Raw genomic sequence first — 23,822 nt, 5'->3', positions numbered from 1 at the left:
GCATATGTTCCTTGACGGCAAATCCGTTTATCATCAAGGGATGAAGCGAAGGAGGCGATTCATCCATGACAAAGCGGATTCTGTCGATGTTGTTGTGCCTCATGCTGTGCGTAGCGCCGCTGGCTGCGCAGGGCGAAGGCGCGGCCAATCGGGTCGCGGCGGCGGCTCGAACCGAGCTGTGGAAGGCCATCTCAGGCGGCGCGGGCAGCGCCACGGTGGCGGTGATGGACGACGGTGAGATCGTATACGCGCAGACCTTCGGCATGCGCGACCGGGCGCGTTCGATCCCCGTCGACGCGCATACCCAGTTCAACATCGCCTCGATCAGCAAGGTGTTCACCGCCGCGGCGATCCTGATGCTGTGCGACGAGGGGAAGGTCGCGCTTGACAGGCCGGTCACAGCCTACCTGCCCGAATTCACGATGGCCGACGAACGCTACACGGACATCACGGTGCGCATGCTGCTCAACCACGCGTCCGGCCTGCCCGGTTCGATCATGAAGGACGCCCTGGGCTCGGTGAAGTATGACGGCTACATCGGCCGGACGCTCGAGGTGCTGGCCGACAGCGGTCTCAAGCATGCGCCGGGGGAACTGAGCGTCTACTGCAACGACGCCCTGACGCTGGCCGAGGCGATCATCGAGCGGGTTTCGGGTGTGTCCTACGGCGAGTTCCTGCATGCGCGTATTTTCCAGAAGGCGGGCATGGCGGACACGAGCTGCAACTTCCGGGAAAACAACGAGAACATCGCCCTTCACTACGACCACCAATCGGGCGCGGCCTTGCCGGCTGAGTACGTGCATGCGCGGGGATCCGGCGGACTCTCCTCCACCGCCGAGGACCTGTGCCGATTCGCCCGGGCGATCTTCGAAGGCGGTTTGCTGTCCGAGGCGGCGCTCGCGGAGTTTCAAGCGCCGCAGTTCGCGCCCGGGACCGTGCCCGAGGGGCCGGCCTTCTACCAGTTCGGGCTGGGCTGGGACTTCGTCTCGCTTGAGCGGTTTGAGGATCAGGGCATTCGGGTGTTCGCGAAGAATGGAGGCAGCGCCCAGTTTTCATCCCAGCTCTACGTCGCGCCGAAACAGCGGCTGGCGGTGGCCCTCTCGGTCACCGGCAGCGCCGATGTAATGGGTATCTGCGACGTGATCCTGCAGGCGCTGCTGGAGGAAAAGGGCTTGGTAAAGTCCGATCCGCACAGGGCTGCGCTCCCGCCCGCATCTGCCCCCATCCCAGCGGGTGTGCTCGGCTTCGAGGGATACTATGGGACGAACAGCAGCGTCGTCCGGGTGGCGTTCGACCGCGACGCGAACACGCTGTCGTACAGCGTGTTCGACGGCGAGGACTTCGTGTTGCGAGCGAGCTACCCCTATCGGGCGGATGGCTTCTTCCACAGCGACGGCGGCCGGCTGGCCTTCGCGGAATCGGACGATGTAAAGTACCTGATGGCCTATCCGCGGGGAGGCCGGAGGGGCATGGTCATCGCCCAGGCGCTGCCGCCGGGCACCCCGACGACGGAGACGGCGTTCGAGGCCAGGAAATGGATCGCCTGGGTGCCCGCAAACTTGAGCGCCACCGAATTCGAGGGCTTTATGGCGGCGACCGGGCTGATTCCGGGCCTTCCCGGCTATATCTACTACCGGAACAACGAGGCCCTGAACGGCGATACCGCCTACGTTCCCTGCGCGATCAGCGGGCCGCGCACCACCCGGATGTGCCTGCGCAACGCGGCGGATCTGGCTGAGCCCCGTATCGTGGAGGAGAACGGCAAGCTGATGCTCAAGGTGAACGGCTTCCTGTTCACGGACGCAAACGACGTCGTCGATCTGGCCGAAGGCGAGCGCGTTTCGATCCCGGAGAGCGGGCGCAACGCAGCCCGCCGAATCACGAAGGACGCGGTGCTCACCTGCGACATACCCGAAGGCGGCCGGTTGCTGATCTTTGCGCCGGACTTGCTGCCCGCCTACGACAGCCTGATGCGGGGACCCGCCGAGATGGTGGTGCATACGGGCGCGTATGTGGTGTTCATTGGGGCGGCGGGGGATGGGTTTGAGCCCAAATTGTCCGAGGCGGGCCGATGAAAGATCGGCCCGCCAGCGCGTAGAAGAACCCGCTTTTTATGCAACAAAAAGCAGGTTCTTCTGCGCCCCGAGACGCCGTCTGACGGCGGTGTCTCCGTATTTCAGGGCATCGGGGGACACCCGTCACGCTTGCACGGAGATATGCCGGTTGCTCAGCGCGACTTGAGCGCCTTGTCGAGCGCGGCCTGGCCGATCTCCTGCGCCTCATCCAGCGCTTCCTGCGCGGAGATGCCCTCGACCTCGACCAGGTCGGTGGCGATGCGCAGCGCGTCGAAGATGGCGTTGCCCGTGGGGTCGAGGATCGTCGGGATGCCGATCTCGGACGCCTGCTTGAGCGGCACCAGCACCTGCGGGTTCTGCTCCGCATACGCCTTGAACGTCGGGTCGTCCTGCGCCGACTTGCGCACCGCGATGTAGCCGGTCTTCATCGACCAGCGCGCGGTGTTCTGCGTGTTGGTCATGAAGGTCACGAAATCGAACGCGCCCTGCTTGGCCTCTGCCGGCGCACCCGCGAGCACCACCAGCTGCGTCGCCTCCACGACCGCCGCGCCCTTGTTGCCGCCCATGCCCGGCTGGATGTGCGCGGCGATGCGGCCAAAATCCAGATCGCCCTGGTCGCCCGCCGAGCCGGTGTAGCCCGCCGCGCGCCCCTGCATCACGTCGTCGATCGTCGCGTACCAATACTCCCAGCCCTGGCCGGTGGAGTGCACGCGCATGATGCCCTCCTCATGGATGGCCTTGCGGATCAGCTCCCACGCCTCGACCCATTCGGGGGTGTTGACGAGCACCTGCGTGCCGTCCTCACTCAGCAGCTTGCCGCCGTTGGCATACGCGATGTCCATCAGATTCCAGTAGCCCCACATTGGCTCCCAGCCGTAGTAGGTCGTCTTGCCCGATTCGTCCTTCTTCGTGATCTTGCGCGCCGCGTCGACGAGGCCTTCCCAAGTGTTCAGCGCCTCCTCGGCGTCGATGCCCGCCTGCGCGAACGCAGCCTTGTCGTAGTACAGCACCTGCGTCGTGCCCTGCAGCGGCAGCGCGTACAGCGCCTCGCCGTAGCGGCCCTGCTCGCGGAACGCTTCAATCACGTCGTCGCTCTTGTAGTCCGCGCTCGCGTCGATGTAGGGCTGCACGTCCTCGAGCACGCCCTTGAGCGCCAGGTTATTGACCTGGCCGTACTCCAGCACCGCCAGCGCCGGCGGGTTGCCCCCCGCGATCGGGGCCTGGATGTTCTGGAACGTCTCCGTGTAGCTGCCCTGCGTGGTGCCGACGACCTCGTACTTGTCCTGCGACGCGTTGAACTCGGCGATCAGCTGTTGCATCAGCTCGCCCGTCGGTCCGCCCAAGCCGTACCAGAACTCGACCTGCACCTTCTCCGCCAACGCCACGCTGCCCATACCCAGCAGCAAGGTCACCGCCAGCAATACCGATAGGAACCTCTTCACATCTATTTCCTCCCTTCATATCTAAGCGCTCGCGCGCCAACCATTACCCCTTTACCCCGGTATCTGAGATGCCCTGGATGAACCATTTCTGCGTGAGGAAGAACAGCCCCATCAGCGGCAGCACGGTGAACGCACTTGCCGCCATCACGTAGGCCCAGCGGATGCCGTACGCGCCGCCCTCGATGAAGTACAGCCTGAGGCCCTGCGAGATCAGGTACTTTTCGGGCCGCGTGGTGATCAGCGACGGCCACATGTAGTTGTTGTAGTTGGCGACGAAGGACAAAAGGCCCATTGTCACGAACGACGGCTTGGCGATCGGGAACAGCACATGCCACAGCGTGTGCCAGTGCCCGGCCCCCTCCGACCACGCGGCCTCGACCAGGCTGCGGTTCACCTGCAAGAACGCCTGCCGGATCAGGAAGATGCCGAACATGTACACGCAATTCGAAATGATCAGCCCGGTGTAGCTGTTGAGCAGCCCCATCTTCGCCAGGATGATGTAGCCGGGCACATAGGTCGCAGCCGCCGGCAGCATGTTGGTGGCCATAATCAGCGCGAACAGCGCGTTCTTTCCGCGAAAGCGCAGCTGCGTGAGCGCGTAGGCGATCAGCGCGGTGTTGACGAGCTGAATCGCGACGATGCCGAGCGCGGTCCCGAGCGAGTTCAAAATGTAGCGGCCGAACGGCGCGCCGTGGTAGGCCGCGATAAAGTTGCTCCATTCCCATGTCTCGGGCAGCAGGCGCGGCGGGAACGCGCGCACCGCCTCGTTGGTCTTGAGCGCGCTCGACAGCATCCACAGAAACGGAAACGCCATCGCAAAGGTCAGCGCGATCAGCAGCGCCTGCAGCGCGGCTCTTCGCGCGAGCCGCGCGCCGCCGCGGCGGACGGACGAGCCGTGCGCGCGCGTTACTGGTAGTTGACCCATTTTTTCGCCCCCCAGAATTGCATCACGGACAGCACGACCGTAAGCCCCATCAGCACCGCCGCGACCGCCGTGGCCTCGCCCATGTTGTAGTTTTCAAACGCGTACTGGTAGTACAGGTACAAAAGCGTGCGCGTCGCGCCCGCCGGTCCGCCCTGCGTCAGGATCTGGATCTGGTCGTACGCCTGGAGCGAGGTGATCGTCAGCATCACCAGCAAAAAGAAAGTCGTCGGCGATATGCCCGGGAGGGTCACGTGCCGAAACCTGTTCCAGGCGTTCGCGCGGTCGATCTCGGCGGCCTCGTAGAGTTCCCTCGGCACCTTCTCGAGCGCCGACAGGTAGAAGATCATCGCGTAACCCAGGCTCTTCCAGACGGTCACGATCGACACCGAAATAAGCGCCGTGGCGCGGCTGGACAGCCACTTCGAGGGGGTGATGCCCACAAAGCCCATGAGGTAGTTGAGCATGCCGGTGTCTGGCTGGAACAGCCAGATCCACACGATCGAGACGGCGACCGTGGGCGTCACCCAGGGCGAAAAGACCATCGCGCGGTAGAATGCCTTGCCGGCGAAGCGCTTCTGGAACAAAAGCGCCAGCATAAGCCCCAGCGCGACCGACGGCAGCACCGTATACACCGCGAACAGCAGCGTGTTGCTCAGCGCCCGGCCAAAATCGCGGCTCTTCAGCACGCTCAGGTAGTTCTCGAGGCCGACCCAGTTGTACTTAGGGCTGATGTAGTCCCAGTCGGTCAGGCTGATCGTCAGCGACCGGATGATCGGGTAGATCCAGAAGACCACCATCGGGATCATCGCCGGCAAGACGAATAGCAACGCCGCCTTCCCGTCGCCGCGGCGCGCCATGGCGCGCGGCGTCCTCGCATGCCTCATCATCGGCACATGCCTCCTTCCTTTATCTCCTCGACTCTTTTAAGAATCCCGCGACGATCACCAGCAGTACGGCGCTGATCGGCAGCGCGGCCAGAATCGCGACCGCCTGCAACTGGGGCAGCGCCTGCTCGGAAAACAGCAGCCCGATGGGCAACAGCACAAAAAGCCCCGCCCAGAACGCCTTCACCCCGCGGCCCGACTCCCCGTCCGGCCTCGGGTTTTTGTAAGAATACGCGGCCATCACCATGGTCGCCGCGTCGAACGTGGCTGCGTAGAACAGCACCATCGCAGCGATCAGCGCGATCAGCGCAAGCTCCGGCGCGGGCAGCGTGCGGATGATCTCCAAAATGACCTCGGCCTGGGGCGCGCCCTGCGCGAGCCGTTCGGCCACGTGAAGCCTTCCGGCGACCTGCAGGCGCAGCCCGTAGTGGCCGAACACGCCAAACACGGTGAACGTGCCCAGCAGCCCGGCGGCAAGCCCGCCCAGGATCACCTGCCGGATCGTCCGGCCCTCCGAGATGCGCGCGATGAAGAAGGGCGTCGCCACGCACCAGGCGATCCAATACGCCCAGTAGAATACGGTCCAGCTCTGCGGAAAGGCCATGCCGCCGCCTTCATGCGCCGTCAGACGCAGCGGATCGAGCCAGGTGGCCATGCGCAGGAAGTTGCTCGCCATGTTGCCCAGCGCCGTGATCGTGGTCTCGATCAGGTAGATCGGATCCGAGCCCAGCAGGAACATGCACGCCAACAGTACGCACGCCCCGATGGCCAGCTTCGACAGCCGGGACGCGCCCTTGAACCCGAACACGACCGCCGCGGTGTAGATCAATGCGATGACCAGCAGCACGGCGATCGTCATGCCCTTCGACTGTTTAAGGCCGAGCGCGCTGCTCAGCGCCAGCGTAATCAGCGGCGTGGACAGCGAAAACGTGGTCGCCGTGCCCGCCAGCAACCCGAACGCGCTGAACAGGTCGATCGCCTTGCCCAACGCGCCGTCCGCCCGCGCGCCAATCACCGGCCGGCACGCCTCGCTCAGCCGTTGGCGAGAACGGCCCTTGACGTAGAACATGTAGCCATACGCGGCTGCGGGCAGCAGGAAGAACGACCAGGGAATCGCGCCCCAGTGAAACATCGGGTAGGTGGACGCCCACAGGTGGCGCTCCCCGAGCGAAAGCGACGCCGCGTCGAGCGGCAGCGCCGTGTAGTAGAACGCCCACTCGTGCAGCGCGAAGAACAGAATGTCGGCCGCCATGGTGGAGGTGAACACCATCGCGCCCCAGGAGAAATGGCCGTAGCGCGGCTTTGCGAGGCTGCCCAGCCGGATCGCGCCGCGCGCGGAGAAGGCCACATACAGCGAAACCCCAAAGAACAGCAACCCCAGCACCAGGTAGTACCAGCCGAACGCGTGGGTGACCCACAGCCGCATAGCCTCGATCACCGCGCGGCTGTGCTCCGAGAAGACCACGAGCAGGGCGCTCAGCAAAACGATGGCGCAAAGCGGGATAATCAGGATGCCCTTGTCGATCTTGGGGGTTCGCATGGGGTACCTCCCTGTACGCAATCGGCACGCGAGGGGCTTTTAGTCGTCTGCTTTTTGCGCCGCAAACGCCCGGCGCATGGCCTGAACGAGCTGGCGGGCGCGCGCGACCAGCGTCCGCGCGTCGTCGCCCATCTCGGAAAACACCGCCCGCTCGGCCGCGTCCAGCTCGCCCAGCAGCGCCTCCGCGTACGCGCGCCCGGCTTCGGTCAGGCTGACAATGCGGCTCCTTTGATCCACGGTGTCGCGTTGGCGGGCGATGAGCCCGCGCGCCTCCAAGGTATCGAGCGTCGAGTTGACCGTCTGCTTTGACAGCGCCAGTTTGTCCACGATCTGGCTGGGCGTGCAGGCCTTGCCGATCACGTCGATGGCGTACAGCGTAAACAGGATGTTCCCGGTGATCCCGCGCTCGCGCGCCCACTCGTAGTACATGCGATCCATCGCAAACCAGTCGTCGTACCACGCGTCGATCAGCTGCCTCATCGGGGAATTGTGATCCAAATCGTCATCTCCCCCCCCCACGGCAATTTAGTCCGAAATCAGACTTAATGCATTATACCATATACTTGGCGGAACTGTCAACAATTTGGATAATTATTTCCGAAATCGGACGAGGCGCGCACCGATAGGTAAAGGATCTGCCGCGCCGCATTTTGAACAAAATGTGGCAACTACCTTATTTTTCTAAAACAGGTTGACATTTGGCCGCATGCGCGTATACTGATTGACATAAGTCAGCAATTGACTTTCGCCAGTCAGGCGACGACGACCGGCCGGCGCGGGAAGGAGAGAAAGCATGGCGCGTATCAGCAAGCCCCCGGAGGAACGTCGGCAGGAGTTGATTGACGCGGCAAAGGCGCTGTTTGAAGCGCAGGGATATGAGCAGACGACGGTGGGGGACATCGTCAAGCGCGTCGGCGTCGCGCAAGGCCTGTTTTACTACTATTTCCGGTCAAAGCAGAAGATCTTCCTGGCCGTGATCGACCAGTTCATCGAAGCGCGCATCGGTGAGCTGACCGCCTTCCTGCGCGATACGCAGGTTCCGCCGCTTGAGCGCGTGCGCAACCTGATGCAGGTATTGATGCGCTTTCTGCGCGAGATGGAGGCCCTATATCCGAGAAACCGGGCGGGCATAGCCATGGAGATGTACGCCATCATGCACAACCACGTTAGCGAGGTCATGGAGCCGATGGTGACCGAGCTGCTGAAGGAGGCCGCCGCGCAGGAACTCCTGCTTGCCCCGTTCCCCGAACGCCTGGCCCGGTTCTTCATCGCGGGGTTCATCGGGGTCGAGGGCATGTCCGACGCGCCCAAGGCGGATGAAATGATGGAGCTGATCCTGTTTGTACTGGAGCAGCTTTTACACATCCCCAAGCAGGCATTGAAAGCGGGCGAATGACCCGCCGGGAGGAGTGGACTTGTGGGCGACATTATCCTGAAGGACGTGTGCAAGAATTATCAGATTGGCGAAATGGCGATCCAAGCGGTGGACAGCGTGAACTTCACCGTGCACATGGGTGAATTCGCCGTGGTGGTGGGGCCGAGCGGCGCGGGCAAAACCACCGTGCTCAACCTGTTGGGCGGCATGGACCGCGTGACGAGCGGCCAGATTCTGGTGGACGGGCGCGACATCGCGGTTATGAACGACAGGCAGCTCACCCTGTACAGAAGGTACGACGTGGGTTTCGTGTTCCAATTCTACAACCTGATGCCCAATCTGACGGCGCTTGAGAATGTGGAGCTGGCGCGCCAGGTGTGCAAAAACCCGCTGGACCCCCGGGAAATGCTGGAGCGCGTGGGGCTGTCGGATCGCATGGACAACTTTCCGGCGCAATTGTCGGGCGGCGAGCAGCAGCGCGTCGCCATTGCGCGGGCGCTGTGCAAAAACCCGACGCTCTTGCTGTGCGACGAGCCCACCGGCGCGCTGGACTCGGAGACCGGGCGCATGGTGCTCACGTTGCTGCGCGATGTCGGGCGCGACATGGGCAAGACCCTGATAATCATCACCCACAACGCCGCGATCATGCCGGTGGCGCAGCGCGTGATCCGCATGAAGAACGGCGGCATTCGCGAGGTAACCGTCAATGAAACGCCGGCGGCGATGGAGGAGATTGTGTGGTGAAGCAAAGAGGCAAAACCGCCCCGCTCTTGCGCAAGCAATTGCGCGATCTCAAGGGGGGATGGAAGTCCTTTCTGGCCATTCTGGTCATCTGCGCGTCGGCGGTGATGCTGTACGTGGGCATCGACGCCACCTGGCGCTGCATCGAGATCGACCTCGATCGCCAGTTTGAGCGCAGCAACATGGCCGACCTGTGGGTGCGGGGCGAATTGAGCGACCGCACCGCGCGCGACATCGAGGCAATCGCCGGCGTCCTCACGGCGCAGCGGCGCGCGTCGGCGCAGTTCGAGGCCAAGGAACTGCTCGATGAGCCGGACGTGACGCTGGTCACGAACGACGGCGATCCCGCCGTCTGCGTACCGCTCTTGCGCGAGGGTTCGCCGCCCTCCGGGAAAAACGAGTGCATGCTGGGGCAGCGGTTTGCCCGGGCGCACGGACTTAATCCGGGCGATACGCTGCGGCTCTCCCAGGGGGATCGGGTGCTCGAGCTTAAGATCGCCGGCCTCGGCGCAATGCCGGAGTTTGTCGTGGCCAGCGACGGCGACGAACTCGCGCCCTCGCCGCTGAAAAAGGGATACGCCTATGTGCCGCGGGACACCCTGAGCTTTCTCCCGTTTTCGGAGATTGCCCTGACGATCGCCGAGCAGGCGGACCTCGGCGTCGTCAAGGCGTCCATTCGCTCGCTGCTCGCCGACCGTCAGACCGTGGTGATCGAGCGGGACGACGTGTTCGGCATCAAGATGGCCATGGAGCAGGCACAGCAGATTCGCGCGATGGGCGTCATCTTCCCGCTCGTGTTCTTCGTCATCGCCGCGCTGATCACCTGGACGACGATGAACCGGCTCGTGGAGAGCCAGCGCCTTCAAATCGGCTCGCTGTTCGCCATGGGCTATGGCCGGCGCGATCTGACGTGGCATTACGCCGGCTATGGGCTGCTGATCGCGGTGCTGGGGTCGCTGGTCGGCTTTGCGGGCGCGCGCTACGCCATCGCCCCGATCTTGATGAGCTTCATCAATTCGACGTATGCGCTGCCGGACGCGGTGCCCTACATGTCCCCCCTCGTCTTATTGGCGGTGGCCCTCGTGCTCATGGCCGTCACCGGCGGCGCCAGCATACTGAGCGCGCGCGCCGCGCTTTCGCAGGCCCCGGCGTCGCTCCTGCGGCCCAAGCCGCCCGGCAGGGGAAAGCGTATCTTTCTGGAGAACATGCGCGCGCTCTGGCGGCGCGTGCCGTTCAGCGAAAAGATGATCCTGCGCAACATGTTCCGCAATCCGGTTCGGTTCTTGATGGGCCTGATCGGCGCGCTGGGCTGCTCGGCGCTGATGTTGGCCGGCTTCGGCCTGCGCGATTCCGTCGATTACGTCCTGGTCAATCACTACACGCGCACCATGCACTACGACGCTCGTGTAAATCTGGAAGACGACGCCCCCGTGAACTATGCCCAAAGCGTGGCGCTGCGCGCCGGCGCGGCCGAATGCGAGGCGCAAATGATCGAGAGCGCCGAGATCTTCGTCGAGGGGACGTGGCGGGTGAAGCATATCTATGTGCTCTCCGACGGCCACGATATGATCCGCTTGAGCGACGGGTCGGGCGCGCGCGTGACCCTGCCGCCCGAGGGGGCCGCGCTGACGCGCAAGGCGGCGGAGGACTATGGGCTGACGCTAAGCGACGAGCTGCGCATGCGCATGCCCGGCGGCCGCGCGGTTGCGGCGCAGATCGCGCGGATTGTGGACCTGCAGCTCGATCAGGGCGTCTACATGACGCGCAGCGCCTGGGAGAAGCTGAATCTCAAACCCTTTACGCCCACGGCCGCGCTGCTGCGCGGGGACGGGCTGAAGCTCGACGCCGCGAAGGACATGGACGGCGTAATCAAGGCGCGCACGCTGAGCGAGGAGCGGGATACCGGGCAGGCGACGCTTGCGATTATGAACGTGGTCGTGCTGCTGCTCGTGGTGTTTTCGGGCGTGCTGGAGTTGCTGGTGTTTTACAATCTGGGACAGCTCAATTTTTCCGAGCGAATACGCGAGCTGGCGACGCTCAAGGTGCTCGGCTTTACGCCGCGGGAGATCAAGAAGCTGGTGCTCCGGGAAAACATCGTCATTACGATGATGGGACTGCCGCTGGGCCTGGTGCTGGGGCCGTTCTTGCTGGAGGTGCTGCTCACCTACGGGCTGCCGAATACCATTCAGTTCGTGCCCCATTTGAGCGTCCCAAGCTGGCTGTACACCACCTGTATCACCATTGCCTTCGCGCTGATGGTCAACTGGATGCTGGGCTCGAAATTCAGGCGGATCGACATGGTCGAAGCGCTCAAGAGCGTGGAATGAAAAGGAGATAGACATATGCGTGCATTTGCGAAAAACCTTTTGTCGCTGGCGGCTCTTCTGATCTTTACGGTGCTTATGGGCGGCTCCGCGCTCGCCGAGGGCGCTGTGCCCGCGCAATCGGGCTTTTCCGCCAAGGGCGTCGTCGAAGCGCCCGACCCCGTCACGGTGCTCGCGCCGATGGGCGGTCAGGTCGAAGATTTCGCCTGGATCCCGGGCGATCGGGTGGCTGAGGGCGATCTGGCGTTCCCGATTCGTCCGACGCAGGTAATCGCCCCCTTGGGCGGCGCGATCGTCGGCCTGCGCGCGAAGCCGGGCGACCTGGCCGCGAGCGTTCGCGCGCAGTACGGCGCGCTGTGCTACGTCGAGCGGGAAGACGTATGGCACATCGAGGCTTCGATCACCTCGACCTCGGACAAGGAAGAGACCCGCGACGTGCGCGTGGGCCAGGTGCTGCGCGTTCAGCACGGCACGGGCGACGACAAGGTGCGCGGCGAGGGTTCGGTCATCTCCGTGAACGGCAAGGAATTCGTGCTGGAGATCGAGCAGGGCGATTTTGAGTTTGAAGACAGCGTCAAGGTATACCTTGGCACCAGCAAGGACAACGCCAGCGCGGATCAGATCGGCAGCGGCAAGATCGTGCGCGCGGGCGCGCTGCCCGCGGTGGGCGAGGGCGTCGTGGCGTCGGTGCTGGTTTCGGAGGGTGAAAAGGTGGTGCGCGGCCAGCCGCTGTTCATCCTGGACGGCGCAGACGCGCGCTACGGCGCCGGCGCACAGGCGCAGCCGGAGGTGCGCTTCCCGCGCTCGGGCGTGATCGGAGAGGCGCTGGTCGGAGCGGGCCAGTTCGTTCGGCAGGGGCAGGCGGTCATGACCCTGTGGCCGGCGGACGCGCTGACGGCCGTGCTGGAGGTCGACGAGCTGGACATCGCCAAGGTGCGCGTCGGCGACAACGTGCGCGTCCATGTGGACGCCTACGCGCAGGAGCGCGCAGGCACCGTGCGGGAGATCCGCCCGGTCGGGCGGGTGGTGCTGGACACCACCAAGTTTCTCGTCGAGGTGTCGTTTGAAAAGTCCGACGACCTGATGATCGGGATGCACGTGACCGGGTACTGGGACTGACCGGCGCATGATCGCGCGATCATCCGCGCAAAAAGGGGCCGCGGCGAGCGGGTATCATACGCTCGCCGCGGCTCCTTTTGCATATCCTATTCGGCGTAGTTGTCGAAATAGCCCTGCACCAGCACGACCGGGGTGCCCTTGTCGCCGCTGCCCGAGGTCAGGTCGCAGAGCGAGCCGATCAGGTCGGTCAGCCGGCGCGGCGTGGTGCCCTGGGACGCCATGCTGCCCACGAGGTCGGCCTGCTTGTTGCGGATGTAGTCCGAAATCGCGGCCTTGAGCGCCTCGCCGGACAGGTGTTTGAACTCGTTGTCGGCCAGGTACTTGAGCTTGACCTCGCTGGGCTGGCCTTCCAGTCCCGCGGTGTAGGCGGGCGAGACCACCGGGTCGGCCAGTTCCCAAATCTTGCCCACCGGGTCCTTGAACGCGCCGTCGCCGTAGACCATCACCTCGACCGCCTTGCCGGTCGCGCCCAGCAGCCCCTGCTGAATCCGCTCGACCACCGGCATGCAGTCGCGCGGGAACAGCTTGACGGACTGCTCGGTCGCCTTGTTCGAGCCCAGCAGGCCGTAATGTTCATTAAAGCCGCTGCCGCCTATCGGCGCGGTCAGGATGTCGGACAGGCAATACACCGTCTCGGCGCCCGCCGCGGTGAGCAGCCTGCGCGAGCGCGCCCGGCTGTGGATGTCGCAGCAGAGCACCGACTTTGTATAATTCAGGATGGCGCGGCAGTCGTTGGCGAACACCACCTCCGCCTCGCAGCCCGCGGCCTCGATCAGCCCCTTGTAGTATTCGACATAGTCCACCCCGGTGAACGGGTGCTTGTAATAGCCGAACAGCGCGCGGTAGCGTTCCTCGCTGAGCACGTCGGTCCACGGGTTGATCCCCGCTTCGTCGAGCATGTCGGGATCGATCAGGTGGTTGCCCACCTCGTCCGACGGGTAGCTGAGCATCAGCACGACCTTTTTGACGCCCGCCGCAATGCCCTTGAGGCAGACCGCGAAGCGGTTGCGGCTCAGGATCGGGAAGATCAGGCCGACGGTCCGGTCGCCGAACTTGGCGCGGACGTCCCCGGCAATCTGATCGGTCGTGGCGTAGTTGCCCTGCGCCCGGGCGACCACGGCCTCGGTCACCGCGACCACGTCGCGGTCGTTCAATGCAAACCGCTCGGCGCGCGCGGCGTCCAGCACGCTGCGCACCACGATCTCAGCGATGTCGTCCCCCTCGCGGATGATGGGGGTTCGAATCCCCCTCGCCACGGTGCCTGTCAATCTCTCCACAAGATGCTCCTTTGCACGTCGACCGGCGGTCGCCCGCCGGATTCTGTTATGGCATCATAAACGCCGGATGATATTATAACAGATCAGGAGCGGTTTGGCAATGAATTTGCGCGATTGACATTTGCGCCGATGGGCAGGGCCGCGCCGGAAAAATTCCCCTCCAAGGAGGGGAATGGGGGGAGCCGCCCGTCAAATGCCGGTTCCTTCAGCCTCCTGCGCGGTGATTTCGCGCATTGCGTCCCACTTTTTCTCCATATCCGCGACCAGCTTGAACTGCGTGCGGCAGCGGTCGAGGTTGTGCGCCGGGCGGTGGATGCGGTAGTACACGTCGCCCGCCAGGTGATCGGTCAAAAAGCGGATGCCGCACTCGAACGTCATCAGCTTCGCGCCCAGCGGCAGCGTGTCGATCTCGGCTTGGGTCAAACTGTCGCCGCAGGCGCTCAAAAAGCCCCGCGCGTAGGCGCGGTAGTGCGGAAGCGACAGCCGCACCTTCGACAGGTCCCGCTCGTCCTCGGTCGCGGTCGACGCGCCGAAGCGGATCGAATCGCCGAAGTCGTTACCCGCGAGGCCCGGCATCACCGTGTCCAGGTCGATCACACACAGCGGCTCAAGGGTGTCCTCATCCAGCATCACGTTGTTGAGCTTGGTGTCGTTGTGGGTCACGCGTAGCTTAAGCGCGCCCCTCTTCAACATATCCAGCATCGCGCCGGCCTGTCCCGCCCGCTCGAGCGCGAACTCCAGCTCGGCGCGCGTGCCCTCGAGCCGCTTATGCGCGTTGGATTCGACGGCCTCGCGCAGCAGCCCCAGGCGGTTCACGGTGTCGTGAAAGCGCGGGATGGTCTCGGACAGGCTGTCCGCCGGGAAGTCCGAAAGGCGCTTCTGGAACCGCCCGAACGCCACGCCGCTTTGCAGAAAGTCGCGCTCATCCGCCGCCTGCTCGAGGCATACGCCGCCCTCGATAAATGCGTAGACACGCCAGCAATCGCCGTTCTCGTCGGTCAGATAATCCCGGCCATCGCGCGTTTCGATCAGCGTCAGCGCGCGGCGCGGGTCGCTCTCCAGGCGCTCCAGGTGGCGCGTGACCAGCGCGATGTTGCGCATCAGCGCGGGCACGTCGCGGAACACGTGCCGGTTGATCTTCTGCAGGATGTAGCGGCGATCGGCGGTCACCAGAAGGTAGGTCTCGTTGATGTGTCCGTTGCCGTAGCGCGCGCAGGATACCGGCGCGCCGTCCAGCGCGAATTCATAAGCGGCTTGTAGCATATTGGTCTCCTTCGATTAAGAAAGCATCCGGAAATCGAGGTTACGCGGCAGCTTCGCGGTGCGCCTGACCTCTTCGAGCAGCGCCGGCGTATACGCAATCCCCCGCGCCTTGGCCGCGCGCAGCGCCTCGCGCCTGAACCACAGAGCGATAAAGGCAAGCTCGCCCTCCTTGACCACCGAGAAGGTGCGCGCGAATTGGCGGTCCAGGAATGCGTCCTCGCCCATTTCGAGCGCGGCGAACGAGGCGTTGATCGACATCCGCTCGCCCGCCTGCAACGCTTCCGGCAATCCCCGGTAGAACGCCCATGCCTTCGCGTACTGCCCGGCGTCGTTGAGCAGCGCGAGGTATTCCTCGGCGTAGGCCCGTTCAGGCTCGGCGAGCGCGTTCACGGCGCGCTCCATGAAGGCAAGCGCCGCCTCGCGGTCGCCGTCCCGCGCCGCCGCGAACGACAGATTCCGCAGCGCCAGCGGCGCCTCCGCAAGCTCGGCGGCCCGGCTCCACGCGGCCTTCGCCCCCGCCCAATCCCCGTTTTCGTACAGCGCGTTGCCCGCGTGCGTCCAAAGCTGCGCGTCGTCCGGCCGCTCGGCCAGCGCCGCCTGACAAACCCGCAGCCATTCGGGCGCGGTCATGAAGCTGTCCGCGCCGGGGAAGCGCTCGCCCCTGAGCAGCGCCGCCCAGGGCGCTTGCTCGGGCCCGATCGTATGCGCCGGGAAGTCCAGGTGCTCGGGCAGCGCGCCCGGCGAGCGCATCTTCTCCAGCGCGCCCCAGCCGGTGCCCTCGTGCAGGATGCGCGTCACCGGGACGGTTGCGTACCGCTCGCAGCGCGCGTGCTCGCGCTCCACCGCTTCCGCCGGCAGGCAGTCGTCGATCAGCGCCTGCATGGCCTCGCGCGCCCGGTGGTACGGCCCCGAAAAGCGCTCATAGGGCGCGCGCGCGCCGCCGAACATCTGCGTCAGCGTGAACGTCTCCCCCGCGCCGATCGTGCCCGCGTGCTGCTGCGTGCGCCAGCAGCCGGCCTGGATCTCGACGTATGCGCCCTCGCCCGGCCGAGACAGGTGCTCCTGCCAGCGCTTGCCGCCCGCGTGTCCGCCCCAGCAGAACAGCTTGCGGTAGGGATAGTTGCCGGTCGAGCGCTCGTAGGTGATCCGCCCGTCCGCGTAAAGCGCGCTCTCGAACGCATGGCGCGCGTCGGCCGGGTTCTGAAAAAAGTATTCTTCCGCGTGGGGAATGCGCGCCGGATGGGTATGGTCTACGCCGTCGGGGAACGGAAAGGGCAGCGCGGCGTGCAGGAAGCGGCTCTCGCCGGGCGTTTCGCTCTCGGCCTGGACGATCACCTGGTCGGTGCCCGAGAATATGCGCAGGCCCTTATCCTCCGGCACGGCGGCGTTGGTCCACAAAAACAGCGGCGCGGCCTCGGGCCCACGGTTGTAGACGCGCATGTGGGCGGTCAGATGGGGCGCGCCGTCGTCTAGGTGGAAGTCAATCTGGAACGTCAGCCGCTTCATCCGCTCGTAGACGTACATGCGCACAAACCGCTGCCCGTCCGCCTCGCACTCGGCGAAGAACACATCCTCGCAGGTGAACGGAGTATGCCCGAAGTGGCCCAGGTTCCACTCGACGCCGCCCGAGAACCAGGCGTTGCGCAGCGCGAGATTGCCCATCTTGATCACCGGGTTGCAAAACAGCAGCTCCCGCCCTGCCCGCTTGTCGAACAGCGAATACAGCCGCCCGCCGAGGCCGGGCAGGAATACGGCCTTCAGGCGGTCGTTTTCCATTTCGACGGAGGGCACCGCGCGCTCCTCGGGGATCGGATCGTAGACGTCCTGCATGGCGTAGGGCAGCACCCGGAACCCGGTGTCCCTGGCAAAGCCGGGCGTCTCCCCGGCCAGCAGGCCCCCGTCCAAAATCGGCTTGTCCTCGGCCGCGCGGAAGGCCGGCAAGGGAGAGGCGCCCAGCACGCGCGCGGCGGGTAATATCAATTGCGTTTTCTCAATGCGCATTTCTGTTCTACCCCTTGATGCCGCCGGTGACGCCGGCGATGATTTTCTCGGACAGGAAGATGTATAAAAGGAACGTGGGCAAAAACACGATGATGACCGCCGCGAACATGCCGGCCCAGTCGCCGGTGTACTTCATCGAGTTGATCATCGAGTACAGCCCCACCGCCACCGGCCGCTGCGCGTCGGAATTGGCGAAGATCAGCGACATGAAGTACTCGTTCCAGATGTTGATGAAGTTGAAGATCGACACCGTGATGATGCCCGGCTGCGCCAGCGGCAGCATGATCTTCCAGAACGTTGCAATCGGCGAACAGCCGTCGATCGCCGCGGCCTCCTCGTAGGAGCGCGACAGGTTCGAAAAGAAGGCCAGCAGGAAGATCGTCGAGTAGGGCACGTTGATGCCCACGTACAGAAACACCATCAGCAGCCGCACGGTGATGTCCCGCTGGAGCAGCTGCATCCGCGACACCATGCCGAACAGCGGCAGGATAATCATCACCACCGGCACGCCCATCGCCGCCACAAAACCGCTTTGGATCGCGCGGTTTGCGAAGAACCGGAACCGCGACAGCGCGTAGGCGGCCGGCGCGGCCACGAGGATCAGCAGCACCGACGCGACCGTCGAGTAGGCCAGCGAGTTGGTGAAGAACACCGACACGTTTTGGCTGGTCCAGGCCTTGATGTAGTTCTCAAAGTGCAGCCCGGTCTTGAAGCGCAGCGCGCCGCCCTTGAAGATCTCCCTGGTGGTCGAAAAGCTGGCCGCAAAGATCCAGCCCACCAGCACGAAGGTGAACAGCACCCACAGCGTGAGGATGATGTAGCCCGGCAGCAGCCGAACTTGCGGGTGCGCGCCCTTCCCCTTTCGCCTCGCCATGCCCTCGCCCCCTCTCAATATTCCAGGTCGTCGTCGCGGATGACGCGGCTGATGATTAAAAACGCCACCACCACGCAGATGCCCAGCACCATGCCCACCGCCGCGCCCAGGCCCGCGTTGCGCTCGGTGACCACGTTGCCCGCGCCGAACACCTGCAGGTACAGGTACACCATGGGCGTGATCGTCTGCGTGTCGGCGGTGACGGTCGAGAACAGCTGCGACCAGACGAAGAAGCCCACCGAGCTGATCGACCACATCGTGAGGTTGGTGCGAAATACGCCCTTGATCAGCGGCAGGGTGATGTGCCTAAACTGGGCGATCCTGCTCGCTCCGTCGATCGACGAGGCCTCGTAGTACTCGGGCGGTATCTTTTCGATGCCGCTCCCGAAGATCAGCATGTGGTAGCCGACCATGCCGAAGGCGTAGGCAAACGTGAGCGCCCAGAACTTCGCGCCCGCCTCGGTCCACTGGAACGCGGCGAGAGCGTCGAGGTGCAAAAACGAAAAAAGCTCATGGAGTAAGCCGAAGCGCGGGTTGTACACATATTGCAGCCACATCGTCGCCAGCGCCACCGCGCTGATGACATTGGGCAGGTAGATCGCCGCGCGAAAGAACTTCTTGAATTTGATACCGCTGTTGAGGATCACCGCGAACAGCAGCGCCAGCGTCATGACGGCCGCGCCGCCCACCGCCCAGATCCGCAGCAGGTTCCACATCGAGATCCGAAACAGGCTGGTGCCGTAGAGCGACCCGTAGTTTTCAAGGCCGACGAATTGCCATTCGTCGATGCCGGAGGTGACGTTTCCCACCAGAAAAAAGCTCATCAGCGCGGTGCGCAGAATGGGGTAGACGAAGATCGTCAGAAAGAAGACCAGCGCAGGGGCCAGGAATACGACGATCATGGTCTTGCTCTTCTTCACGCGAAAGCCCCCTTAACGTAGAAAAACATTGGATTCGTAACGCCGGGCCGCCCCTCCCGTTCCCCTCCATTCCCCTCATTCCCCTCCATTCCCCTCCTTGGAGGGGTGCCCGCAGGCGGGGTGGTGACCCCGTGAGGGGTGCCCGTAGGGGGCGGGGTGGTGGGCGCCCGCAGGCGGGGGACCCCTCCGGAAAGGGGAACAGGAGGCCGCCCGCCAGGTCAGACGTACGGCCTCCATAGCGTTTCCGAAGCGGTTACTTGCTGGCCGCCTCCATGGCGTCCACGAACTGCTGCGCGGTCTGCTTGCCGGCGCACAGCTTCTGGAAGTTCTCCTTGATGATCGGGGTCATGTCGGGGTTGTTCTCGATGCCCGCCGCCCAGGTCCAGCGGGTGCTAAGGCCGCCCATGACGTCCTTGACCGCGGCGAGCATCGCGGGCCACTCGGCGTTCGCGGTGTCGGCGGGGATGCCCACCGATTCGCTCGACAGCTTCTGGTCAAACTCGCCCTTGGTGATGTAGCGGATCAGCTCAAACGCCTCGGGCGCGACCTGGCTTACCTTGTTGATCGCGTACACCTGCGCGCCGAAGTTGCCGGCCTCGGTGCCGTTCGCGCCGCCCTCGAGCGCCGGATAGGCGAAGCAGCCCCACATGAAGTCCGGGCCGGTCATGGCCTTGACCTCGTTGGGCAGCCACGATCCGTTCAGGTACATGGCCGCGTCGCCCAGCGCCAGCTCGCCGTTCTGGTTGATCGGCCATACCGCCGAGCCGATGGTCGGGGAGAGGAAGCCCTTCGCGGCCAACTCCTCGTAGGCCTTGGCGGCTTCGAGCACCGCGGGCTCCTCCGCCCACTTGCCGTTTTTCACCACGTCGTCGACCCCTGCCTCGCCGATCAGGCGCGCCAGGTGGTAGCCGTACATGCAGATGATGTAGGCGTCGTCGCTGGTGATCGGGATGTAGCCGGCGTCCTTGATCTTCTGGCAGGCGTCAAGGAATTCCGCCCAGGTGGCGGGCACTTGAGCAATCCCGGCCTCGTCGAAGATCTCCCGGTTGTAGAAGTAGTTAAACAGGTTGGGTTGGTAGGGGATCGACTTAAGCGTGCCTCCGCCCACCTCGCGGCAGGCCGCGATCAGGCCGGAGATCGCGGTGGCCTCGTAATCGGAAGCCTTGCTAAGCTCCTCGAGGTCCATGATGTACTTGCCCCAGGTCTTGTTGACGCGGTCGATGTCCTCGTCGAACAGGTCGATCGCGGTGCCGGCGTCCAGTGCGGGCTGTAACCCCTCGCGGATGCCGGTGCGGCCCTTGAACTGCACGTCCACCGTGTTGCCGGTGGCCGCCATGTAGGCATTGACCGCTTCCTGAATCACGACGCCCTGCGGCTCGGTCGATTCCCACATCGACCAATAGACGATGGTCTTGCCCTCGGCGGCCGCGGCGATCCCCACGGACAGCAACGTCGCCAGAGCCAGCAGCATGGTTAGCGCCCTCTTCATGACAGATGACCTCCTTACCGTTTTCGTCATTGCCGAGTGGTCTGACGACCACATCCCACAATGATCGCTCATGTGCATTATACCGAATTTTTTACGTATGTCATAGCAATTATGGTTTGAGCATATAGAAATATCTTCCCAAAATGAAATAATTGTGCTATGATGGCGAGGGGGATGTCGATGAAGCACGCGCTCAACGTGGCCCGGCTGGCCGGCCTGCTCGAGAACCTGCACCAGCTCACACACCTGCAAGTATCGCTGCACGACATCAGCGGCGAGGAGCTATTCTCGGCCTGGTCGCGCAGCGCGTTCTGCGATTTGATCTGCTCTGTCCCGCAGGGCTATCAGCGCTGTTTTGCCTGCGACCGGCGCGCGATCGCCTCGCTGACGCCGCCCTACGCGCCGCTGCAGTACCGCTGCCACGCCGGGCTGATCGACGCCGTGGTACCGATCACCGAGGGCGGGCAACTGGTCGCCACGATATTGTTCGGCCAGCTGCTCGACGACAGCCCGCGCGAGGCCCAATGGGCGCTCACTCGGCAGCTGTGCGCGTGGTACCCCGACCAGCCCGCGCTCGAAACGGCGTTCTCGAATCTCGCCCAGTTCTCGAACCGGCAGATCAAGGCCGGCTACGAAATCATCAACGCCTGCGTCAGCGAGATCCGGCTGGAAGGGCTGATGAAACGCAGCGCGCAGACCGACGCGGAGCGGCTCGACCGCTACATCGGCGAGCATTACGCCCAGCCGCTGACGGTTTCTCAGCTGGCGCAGGCGCTGTCATGCAGCAAGAACAAGCTGTACCTGCTGGCCAAGCAGCTCGAGCCGGGCCTCACGGTGTCCGGCCTGATCTCGAAGCGGCGCATCACCGCGGCGCAGCATCTGCTCGCCCGCCCCGGCGCGACCATCCGCGACGTGGCCGAGTGCGTGGGCATCCCTGACTATAACTACTTCGCCAAGGTCTTCCGCAAGGCCACCGGCATGACGCCGTCGGCGTACAGGTCGCGGGGGCGGTAAGTAGAGACTGAACGGCGGCGGGCGAAAACGCCTGTGCGCCGGAGGAAACTGCGTAGGGGCGACCTGAGGTCGCCCCTACGGGGTATCGCCTTTACAGCGGCGGCAGCGGCAGCGGCTGTTCCATCAGCTTCATGCACACCGGCATATCGCCGAGCATTTCCGGCAACCGCGTCAATTGCCCAAGGTCCATCGCGGCCAGCATCGCGGGCAGCGCGCGCGCGGCCAGCGCGCGGTCGAGCACCTCCATCGCGCTCAGCCGTTCGCCGCGCTCGAGCGCGGCGCAGCACAGCCACAGCTCGTCCAGCGTGCGCCGGTCGATGAGGTAACCGATTTCCCCGAGCCGCGCCCTCAATTGGTTCAGCCGGTGACAGGTTTCGCCGCGCAGCTCGCCTTCGGGGCGCAGCACGTCCATGATGGCGGACAACGCCACCGCGCGCTCGTTTTCCGACGGCATGCGCTCGGCCGGACGCCAGCGCGCATCGGCCGGCGGCGCGTCCAGGCGGATAAAGAACGCGCGAGCAAGCAGCCGCTGAGGCAGCGCGCGCCCGTCGGGCGCGTCCTGCACGGTCAGCGCCACCCACAGCGAGAGCCCCCGCGCGCGCGCCTCCTCCTGCAGGCGGATGGCGCCGTTCATCAACTCGTCGTCGCCCGCCAGGTTGGCGTCGTCGATCAGCAGCAGACAGGGCGCGTTCCCGTCCGCGCGCTCGAGCAGCGCGCGGGCTTCCGGGCCCTCGGCCGAACGCGCCTCGGCGAAGCGCCGCGCGGGCCCACTGAGCCCCAGCGCCGCCGCCAGCTGGCGCACCAGCTGCGACTTGCCGCTGCCGACCGGCCCCGAAACGACCGCCAGAGCGCCGATCGCCAGCGCGGCCAGCAGGCCGACCGCTTCTTCGTTGTCAAGGGAGATGCCGGCATTCTCGAGCCGCACACGGATATCGCTGATTAGCTGGCCCGCACCCGGCTCGTAGAGCTCGAGTGGGCCCGCCGGCTCCCCGCGGTCCTTCATGTGCAGCGCGAGCTCCAGCGCCCGCCCGTTCATCAATTGGGCGGCCAACCGCTCGTCGGCCTGCGCAAGCGCCTCGTCCAGCGCCGCGCGCGCCGCCTCGGCCGCCGCCTGCGCGCTGCGCGCCGCTTCTTCATGGCGCGCGATCCTGTCGTCCAGCGCCTTGAGCTTGCCATCGTGCTTTTGCAGCTCCTGACGGTGGCTCAGGCGCAGTTCCTCCATCAATTGGGCCTTGGCCTCGCTGCGGCGTCGGCGCAGCGCGTCGATCTCGGTCAGCAGCTTCAACCGCTCCGACTCGAGCTCGGCCATCCGTCGGTCGGACGCGTCGGCCTTGATCTGCTCGCCGATTTGGAGCCAGTCGGACAGCGCCGCGCGCAGCTCGCCGTCGGCAAGCAGTCCCTCAAACAGCCCGGCGCGGGCCTGAGGCATCCGAAAGGCCTCCGCAACCGCCTCCACCGCGCGCTCGATCGGGCTGACCACCGGCCGGCCGGTCGCGGTGGCGGGCACCGGATGCCCCAATTGGTCGAAACGCGACCGGCGCCACTGCTCGTCCACCACCTCCGAGAGGCTCCGCCCCTTGCGGGGGTTGATGCCGCTCTGCTGAATCAGCGCCTGTTCGCGCAGGTTCAGCCGCCCGGCAATCGCGCGCGGGCGCGGCGGTTCGGCCGGCTGCATCCAGGGCTTTTCCGGCGCGGGGTCCGGGCGGAGGGTATCCTCCGCAGGCGCGGGCGTCGGCGCGGGTTCCGGCGTCGGCGCGGGTTCGGCTATTGGCGCGGGCGCAGGTTCCGGCGCGGGATCCGGCGTCGGCGCGGGCGCGTTCTCCGGCAAGGGATCGGGCGTCGGCGCGGGTACCGGTTCCGGCGCGGGGGCGGTCAAGCCCTCTTCCGCCTCGCATGCGGTCACGCCGAACGCGGCCGGATCGGTCATCAGCGTCACCGAGCCGCCTTGCCCGTCGCTCAGCGTAAGCAGCCTGTCCCGGAACATCTCCTCGGGCTCCGACAGGAAGGGGTACTCGGACGCGTGGGTGAGCAGCAGGCAGCCCTCGACGTCGGGCGCGTCGGTCCACACCCAGGGGCCGGACAGCGTGCCTTCGCGGCGTACCAGCACATAGCGCGTGCCGGGCCGCTCGCCGCGCAGCGTGACCTGCGCGCCCACGAACACGTACTGGGCGTCGAGCACCTCGCAAAGCAGCTCGTTCGGCACGCGGCGGATCACATCGGAATAGACGATGCAGGTGTTGCGTTCGGACCCGATGCCGTAGTTTTTGTTAGGCCGTATCTTTTCGTTTTCGCCGGGGAATTTGCGCAAATCCAGCATACAATAACGGCCGAGCAGACGCATCCGGTTTTTGAAATGTGCCAGTTCGTTTTTATCGGGCACAATGCGAATGCACCCGTCCTCCGGGAATCTGCCGGCATCCTCGAACATCTGATAGCCTTCCTCTTCCAGGGTCGCCACTGGCCGAATGCGAAAAAACGCCTTTATGGGGTTGTCCTCCTGCAAAAACCCAATCGTCAACTTGCCTGGCAGTGCCATCATGGCATCCCTCCTTCGCTACA

The 23,822-nt window shown here is 64.9% G+C and carries 18 protein-coding genes; 6 read left to right on the top strand and 12 right to left on the bottom strand.

The annotated features are described in order from the left end of the window. Positions 1-65 precede the first annotated feature (65 nt). Positions 66-2,075 (top strand): serine hydrolase domain-containing protein, encoded by a 2,010-nt coding sequence (locus ACH6CV_RS10895; protein ID WP_456358223.1) that lies wholly within the window; start codon positions 66-68, stop codon positions 2,073-2,075. 152 nt (positions 2,076-2,227) lie between these two features. On the opposite strand, the gene ACH6CV_RS10890 is transcribed toward ACH6CV_RS10895, so the two are convergent. Genes ACH6CV_RS10890 through ACH6CV_RS10870 form a run of 5 tightly spaced genes read right to left on the bottom strand, consistent with a single transcriptional unit; the run spans position 2,228 to position 7,364 of the window. After that, positions 2,228-3,517, bottom strand: a complete 1,290-nt coding sequence (locus ACH6CV_RS10890; RefSeq protein ID WP_456358222.1) for an ABC transporter substrate-binding protein — start codon at positions 3,515-3,517, stop codon at positions 2,228-2,230. Positions 3,518-3,560: 43 nt separating this feature from the next. Next, positions 3,561-4,442, bottom strand: a complete 882-nt coding sequence (locus tag ACH6CV_RS10885) for a carbohydrate ABC transporter permease (protein ID WP_456358221.1) — start codon at positions 4,440-4,442, stop codon at positions 3,561-3,563. Beyond that, positions 4,424-5,326, bottom strand: a complete 903-nt coding sequence (locus ACH6CV_RS10880; RefSeq protein ID WP_456358249.1) for a carbohydrate ABC transporter permease — start codon at positions 5,324-5,326, stop codon at positions 4,424-4,426. Before ACH6CV_RS10880 ends, ACH6CV_RS10885 begins: the two co-directional genes overlap by 19 nt. A 22-nt stretch (positions 5,327-5,348) precedes the next feature. Beyond that, a complete protein-coding gene (locus ACH6CV_RS10875) occupies positions 5,349-6,866 on the bottom strand; it encodes a BCCT family transporter (protein ID WP_456358220.1) in 1,518 nt (505 codons plus the stop codon). 39 nt (positions 6,867-6,905) lie between these two features. Next, positions 6,906-7,364: a MarR family winged helix-turn-helix transcriptional regulator gene (locus ACH6CV_RS10870; RefSeq protein WP_456358219.1), complete on the bottom strand. Its 459-nt coding sequence runs from the start codon at positions 7,362-7,364 to the stop codon at positions 6,906-6,908. A gap of 295 nt (positions 7,365-7,659) precedes the next feature. On the opposite strand from ACH6CV_RS10870, the gene ACH6CV_RS10865 reads away from it, so the two are divergent. The 4 genes from ACH6CV_RS10865 to ACH6CV_RS10850 are packed head-to-tail and all read left to right on the top strand — an operon-like array spanning position 7,660 to position 12,425. Beyond that, positions 7,660-8,262: a TetR/AcrR family transcriptional regulator gene (locus ACH6CV_RS10865; protein ID WP_456358218.1), complete on the top strand. Its 603-nt coding sequence runs from the start codon at positions 7,660-7,662 to the stop codon at positions 8,260-8,262. Positions 8,263-8,283: 21 nt separating this feature from the next. Next, the gene (locus ACH6CV_RS10860) at positions 8,284-8,985 is read left to right on the top strand and encodes an ABC transporter ATP-binding protein (RefSeq protein ID WP_456358217.1); all 702 of its coding nucleotides are present in this window, start codon (positions 8,284-8,286) and stop codon (positions 8,983-8,985) included. After that, the gene (locus ACH6CV_RS10855; RefSeq protein WP_456358216.1) at positions 8,979-11,309 is read left to right on the top strand and encodes an ABC transporter permease; all 2,331 of its coding nucleotides are present in this window, start codon (positions 8,979-8,981) and stop codon (positions 11,307-11,309) included. The genes ACH6CV_RS10860 and ACH6CV_RS10855 overlap by 7 nt, the downstream gene beginning before the upstream one ends. 15 nt (positions 11,310-11,324) lie before the next feature. Then, positions 11,325-12,425 (top strand): HlyD family efflux transporter periplasmic adaptor subunit, encoded by a 1,101-nt coding sequence (locus tag ACH6CV_RS10850; protein ID WP_456358215.1) that lies wholly within the window; start codon positions 11,325-11,327, stop codon positions 12,423-12,425. A gap of 86 nt (positions 12,426-12,511) precedes the next feature. Here the strand turns inward: ACH6CV_RS10850 and ACH6CV_RS10845 are convergent, their stop codons facing one another. From ACH6CV_RS10845 to ACH6CV_RS10820, 6 genes are all read right to left on the bottom strand, one after another. After that, positions 12,512-13,702, bottom strand: a complete 1,191-nt coding sequence (locus tag ACH6CV_RS10845) for a coenzyme F420-0:L-glutamate ligase (RefSeq protein WP_456358214.1) — start codon at positions 13,700-13,702, stop codon at positions 12,512-12,514. Between the two features lie 189 nt (positions 13,703-13,891). Then, the gene (locus tag ACH6CV_RS10840; RefSeq protein ID WP_456358213.1) at positions 13,892-14,965 is read right to left on the bottom strand and encodes a phosphotransferase enzyme family protein; all 1,074 of its coding nucleotides are present in this window, start codon (positions 14,963-14,965) and stop codon (positions 13,892-13,894) included. Between the two features lie 15 nt (positions 14,966-14,980). Then, positions 14,981-16,966, bottom strand: coding sequence for a DUF5107 domain-containing protein (locus ACH6CV_RS10835; RefSeq protein WP_456358212.1), 1,986 nt, complete (start codon positions 16,964-16,966; stop codon positions 14,981-14,983). Positions 16,967-16,973: 7 nt separating this feature from the next. Then, on the bottom strand, positions 16,974-17,840 hold the full coding sequence (locus ACH6CV_RS10830; RefSeq protein WP_456358211.1) for a carbohydrate ABC transporter permease: 867 nt from the start codon (positions 17,838-17,840) through the stop codon (positions 16,974-16,976). Between the two features lie 14 nt (positions 17,841-17,854). Further along, positions 17,855-18,760: a carbohydrate ABC transporter permease gene (locus tag ACH6CV_RS10825; RefSeq protein ID WP_456358210.1), complete on the bottom strand. Its 906-nt coding sequence runs from the start codon at positions 18,758-18,760 to the stop codon at positions 17,855-17,857. 253 nt (positions 18,761-19,013) lie between these two features. Further along, positions 19,014-20,249, bottom strand: coding sequence for an ABC transporter substrate-binding protein (locus tag ACH6CV_RS10820; protein WP_456358209.1), 1,236 nt, complete (start codon positions 20,247-20,249; stop codon positions 19,014-19,016). 180 nt (positions 20,250-20,429) lie between these two features. Between ACH6CV_RS10820 and ACH6CV_RS10815 the strand changes: the two genes are divergently transcribed. Next, the gene (locus ACH6CV_RS10815; protein ID WP_456358208.1) at positions 20,430-21,263 is read left to right on the top strand and encodes a PocR ligand-binding domain-containing protein; all 834 of its coding nucleotides are present in this window, start codon (positions 20,430-20,432) and stop codon (positions 21,261-21,263) included. A 91-nt stretch (positions 21,264-21,354) separates the two neighbouring features. Here the strand turns inward: ACH6CV_RS10815 and ACH6CV_RS10810 are convergent, their stop codons facing one another. Further along, a complete protein-coding gene (locus tag ACH6CV_RS10810; RefSeq protein WP_456358207.1) occupies positions 21,355-23,802 on the bottom strand; it encodes a hypothetical protein in 2,448 nt (815 codons plus the stop codon). Positions 23,803-23,822: the final 20 nt, after the last annotated feature.

This window comes from Anaerozeibacter quisquiliarum, assembly GCF_051162045.1.
GTDB lineage: Bacteria > Bacillota > Clostridia > Christensenellales > Aristaeellaceae > Anaerozeibacter > Anaerozeibacter quisquiliarum.
This window is presented reverse-complemented; position numbering and strand designations above follow the sequence as displayed.